This window comes from Sodaliphilus sp. (assembly GCF_045598405.1).
In the GTDB taxonomy this organism is placed as follows: domain Bacteria; phylum Bacteroidota; class Bacteroidia; order Bacteroidales; family Muribaculaceae; genus Sodaliphilus; species Sodaliphilus limicaballi.
In genome coordinates this window covers 1-4,144 of the sequence record NZ_JAZLLZ010000128.1, presented here as the reverse complement: position 1 = coordinate 4,144, position 4,144 = coordinate 1, and the positions used below count along the sequence as shown (strand labels likewise).

The window sequence follows — 4,144 nt, the reverse complement described above, 5'->3', positions numbered from 1 at the left end:
CATATACCAACGACTAAAATACAAAACGATGCCATTCAGAAAGAGAAAAAAACTTTGTAGTACACAGTAACGCAAACCCCAAAGCGCAACTCGCTGAACCAGCAAAGAAAACCAAATCAAGCCGTCAAAGTTGGGTTAATTGTCTGTTTCATAATTATTTATTTTGGATTAATAAACAAGGATTGTCGGTGTAAACCGATTTATGATTAATAATACCATCCGCCAACACGGTTAAAATACCTGCCTTCATACAGGAGGCAGCCATTCCAATAGTCTATTTTAATAGATTCTCCATTTACTACAATGTACCTGCCGTCTGTTGAAAAATTATATCTACCTTTGCATTTTGTATACCAGTTATTTCCGCTCATATATTGAATTGTAATTCCTGATGAAGAAATACCGATTTGATATTGTTGAGGCCCTCCTTTCATTACAGATGCAATGTCGGTTTCTGATAGCCAGCATCCTTTTATCCAACTCAAGTCCTTCATCCTCTTTTGTGCTTGTTCCTCTTGTTTCTTTCTGGCTTCAGCATCTTTTCTGGCTTGTTCCCTTTTTTCTTCTTCAATTCTCTTTTTTTCTTCTTCAATTCTCTTTTTCTTCTCAGTAAGTAGTCTCGCTTTTTCAGCTTCTTCGTATTTATTCTTGACTGTGGTTACTGCTTTCTTAAGAGTTGAAATTTCTTGTTCATCTTTCTTTACACATGATTCTGCAAGATTGATGCAATCAGCATGGTCTGCTTTTAGGATTTGTCCATATACTAGTTCCTTGTCCTTTGTGCTCAAACCCTTAAATTCCGAGCTATTGTTAACGTAGTGCTGAATGATACCGCGATGGCTCAATTGGTAAGCCTTTTCGTAATTTTCTTTAAAGTCATATCTTGACAGTTCAGAGAGAAGAGCGTCCAAGTTGCTCACTGCGTTTTTATAACCTAATTGGGAATCGTATTTTACTGAAGAAGCTTTAGCAACCGCATGGTTAAAATTATCTCGTTCTGTACTTTTACTCTCTACAAGGGAGATAGCCGATGGTAGCATTTCCTGATAATGACTATCAGACTTAACGTCGTTGTGTATTTTGTCGCCAAGTTTTGCCAGGTTTTCGGGAATTCCTTTTCCCGCAACATTATATGCGAATGGCATAGAAACAATGGGGTAAGGAGAATCGTTGCAATCATAAGAGGATTCAACGTATCTGGCAGTGTGTGCGCATGATTGGAGCATCAATGCAACAACAAATAATTTAGCTATTCTATTTTTCATAATTTAGTCTTTATTAAATGTATATCCAACGCTCACGAGCAAGTCGCTTTTCTTGAAGTCTTTTTTGTGGTCGGTGAAATCCATGTCGTAATGTAGGCCGATTTCGATTTTCTTAATGGAGATGTTAACCCCCATCCTCAGTCCGGCAGCAATGCCGTCAACTTTTGCTAAAGTAGAAGATTTGTCATCCTTTTCATCCTTCAGCAGCCTGTATCCAGAATAAGCAATGTAAGGACCGCAATCAACACTAACGATGCCATAGCGCAGGCCTGGAGTTATGGTGAGCTGTCCAGAGTAAACGGCAGGATAGGTTTTGCTGCTTTCTTTGTTGTCGATAGTAGCTGATGCCATTGCATCAACATAACCATTGAGTTGCAGTTGAACTGGGACGCACGACATGCCCCAAGTGTGGGTGAATTTTGCGCCCAGGTCAAGACCTCCAAGATCGTTGCTTCCTGCCACATTGCCACTTGTCTTGACATACATCAATCCGCCATACAGGGTAGTGTTGAATTCACGATAATTGTAGCATTTCATATCGTGTCGCCCTATTCGCTCACAATACTGGTTTACCGCTGTGTTGTAACTTGGCTGCTGTGCTGAAGCCGTGGGGGTGGCCATTAACCAAATGGTTAGTAAAACTAACCAAAAAAGTTTGTCGGGATTTCTCATAATTGTATAGTTGTGTTGGGTTATCGGTTGTGTTGTGCTTTATTTTACGTGCTGCATGGGGATACCTTTGTCGTAGTACAGCCTTTGTTCTCTTGAGTCTATGAGAACGAATCCGTCGGGATACAAGAGTCTTTCCCAACCATCACCAAAGCCGCTTCCGTTGTCGTATGTGTAGCGTCCGCTATAGGCAAGTTGTGTGCCGAAGTACACTTTCATGTTGCTCCCGCTGATGTAGATGTTTACGGCTCCGTATGCACTGATGTATCGCCATTGTCCTTGAGCCCATGCCATCTGGCCTTGTGCTGAAGATGATGTGTTCTTTTTTGTGCAGTTTTTAGTTGTGCTCTTGCTTTTTTGCTTTGTGGTGGGGACTACGTCCATAGGCGAGCTGGAAGGTGCAGCCTGAAGTGCGAAGATAGCGATAGAGGCTGAGAGGACAAGTGAAAATACCTTTTTCATTGTGAATTATGAGTGCATCCTTGGGCTCTGCGAATGCTTTTAATAAAGTGAAGTCAGGCATATATAAAAAAGTGGAGCCTCACCTGCCTCATCCTCCGTGTAGGGCTTGGACTCCCCTGAATGTGGATAAGGAAGTGATGCCCCACTTGGATGTATGTCGCAATAGGATACGAATACAAACCAAGAAGAGCACTCTTCCATTTTATCCCAACATTCATTTTGTGAAGTGTCCAAGTTCACACGGTGTGGAATAAAGCGAAATGCGCTTTCTTATGTATGTCACAGACACACTGTCTGCGGCTGCAAAGATAAAAATTATTTTTGGATTTTAAGTCTAAAATTGAGAGAAATGTAATGTTTGAGTTTGAAAAAAGGAAAAATGAGCGAAATCAATCCTCCCCTTCCATCAAGGTAGCAGCGCGCCGCCAGTTCGTGTGTTTTGACGCTTCCTCATCAGTCGTGGACTATAGAGTCACACCACTGCAACGTTCTTAATTCCTTAAAAGTGCAGCGCTCTTGATACCTTACAGCGCAGTGATCTTTAATTCTTATAATAGCATTTTACTTCGCCCACGGGGAGTTTGCCCACGAGTAGGAGAGGGGTGCGATGGGCATCGGTCGAGATGTAGGCATCGATGTCGTCGCTGCTTTTCTTGCCGCCTTCTTGGGTGAACTTGAATGTGATGAGGTAAGACTCATGCTTGCTGCCGTCACGCAGTTTCACGTTCTTTTTGCCCTTGAAACGTATGGTGAGTTGCTCCTTTTCTTTGCCTGAGAAGATGATGGTGGTGATGGGCTTGCTGGTTGTCATCTGGGCGAAGTTGAGGTCGCGCAGCATGTAGAACACGCTCACCATGTCATAGGCCTGGCATTTAGCGCTCAGTTGTATCGATGACGGTTGTCTGCCCTCGCGATAGCGGGTGCATGTTGCACTGGTGTGGCTATAATTGTAGGTGAAATTAATCACGTCGCGAGCGTGGTAGTTCTTCTCGTGGGTGAGCTTCTCATATTTGAGAGGAGCTTTGTTGTCCTTTATCGTGCACTTGATGGTGTCGCGCACGGTGTAGATTTTATCGGCCCACGAGCGGGTCTTGCCCACGAGTTGAGAGTAATATCCGTCGGGGGTCTTGCGTATCGACAGCGATGCGTCGGCTGCATGTTTCCATATCATGCCCCACTGATACACAATCTCATAGTTGAGTTTCTCGTAGTTATACTCCACAGCCCCGGCATTAAGCCAGCTGGCTGCCACACACAACGCTGCTATAATGTGTCTTGCAAATCTTTTCATATCAATGTATCTATTTAGTTCACATGTTAGACTCCGCCGACCCGCCCAAGGTTTAAGGTGGGTTATGTAAATTCTGAGATAAATCAGGCGCAAAATATTTTGTCAAAAGTGGGGGGTGCACATTGAAAAAACTTGGAAAAGTGTATAAAATAAACAAAAAACACCTTGGAAAAATGTAATAAATTGCCTAATTTTGCCTTGGAAAAATGTAAATTTCAACAGCAAAGGAACAGATTTTTCATCTAGACTTAAGTTCTTTATTATTGCTGTCTGGTTAAAATCACGAGAGTTATTTTAACTTCCCCCAAACACTGTCAGTTACGAACTTTGGTATAATCGGGGCTTGGTATAGAATAAAAAAAGAAAATGTTTTTTTAGTTTATATGGCTCACGCCAAGAACCGTGCTCAAGGGAGTAAGCAGCGGTAAGTGGGCAAAGCCCGTGCCGCGACCAGCGA

At 42.7% G+C, this 4,144-nt stretch carries 4 protein-coding genes; all 4 read right to left on the bottom strand.

Annotated features, from left to right (window positions below; genetic code table 11):
- Positions 1 to 206 precede the first annotated feature (206 nt).
- The 4 genes from ACKI3C_RS09055 to ACKI3C_RS09040 all read right to left on the bottom strand — a co-directional run bounded on the left by ACKI3C_RS09055 (position 207) and on the right by ACKI3C_RS09040 (position 3,687).
- The gene (locus ACKI3C_RS09055; RefSeq protein WP_407404229.1) at positions 207 to 1,265 is read right to left on the bottom strand and encodes a hypothetical protein; all 1,059 of its coding nucleotides are present in this window, start codon (positions 1,263 to 1,265) and stop codon (positions 207 to 209) included.
- Between the two features lie 3 nt (positions 1,266 to 1,268).
- Complete coding sequence (locus ACKI3C_RS09050) at positions 1,269 to 1,802, bottom strand: hypothetical protein (protein WP_407404227.1); 534 nt, start codon at positions 1,800 to 1,802, stop codon at positions 1,269 to 1,271.
- Between the two features lie 174 nt (positions 1,803 to 1,976).
- Positions 1,977 to 2,396 (bottom strand): hypothetical protein, encoded by a 420-nt coding sequence (locus ACKI3C_RS09045; protein WP_407404225.1) that lies wholly within the window; start codon positions 2,394 to 2,396, stop codon positions 1,977 to 1,979.
- A gap of 541 nt (positions 2,397 to 2,937) precedes the next feature.
- Positions 2,938 to 3,687, bottom strand: a complete 750-nt coding sequence (locus tag ACKI3C_RS09040; RefSeq protein WP_407404223.1) for a DUF3108 domain-containing protein — start codon at positions 3,685 to 3,687, stop codon at positions 2,938 to 2,940.
- Positions 3,688 to 4,144: the final 457 nt, after the last annotated feature.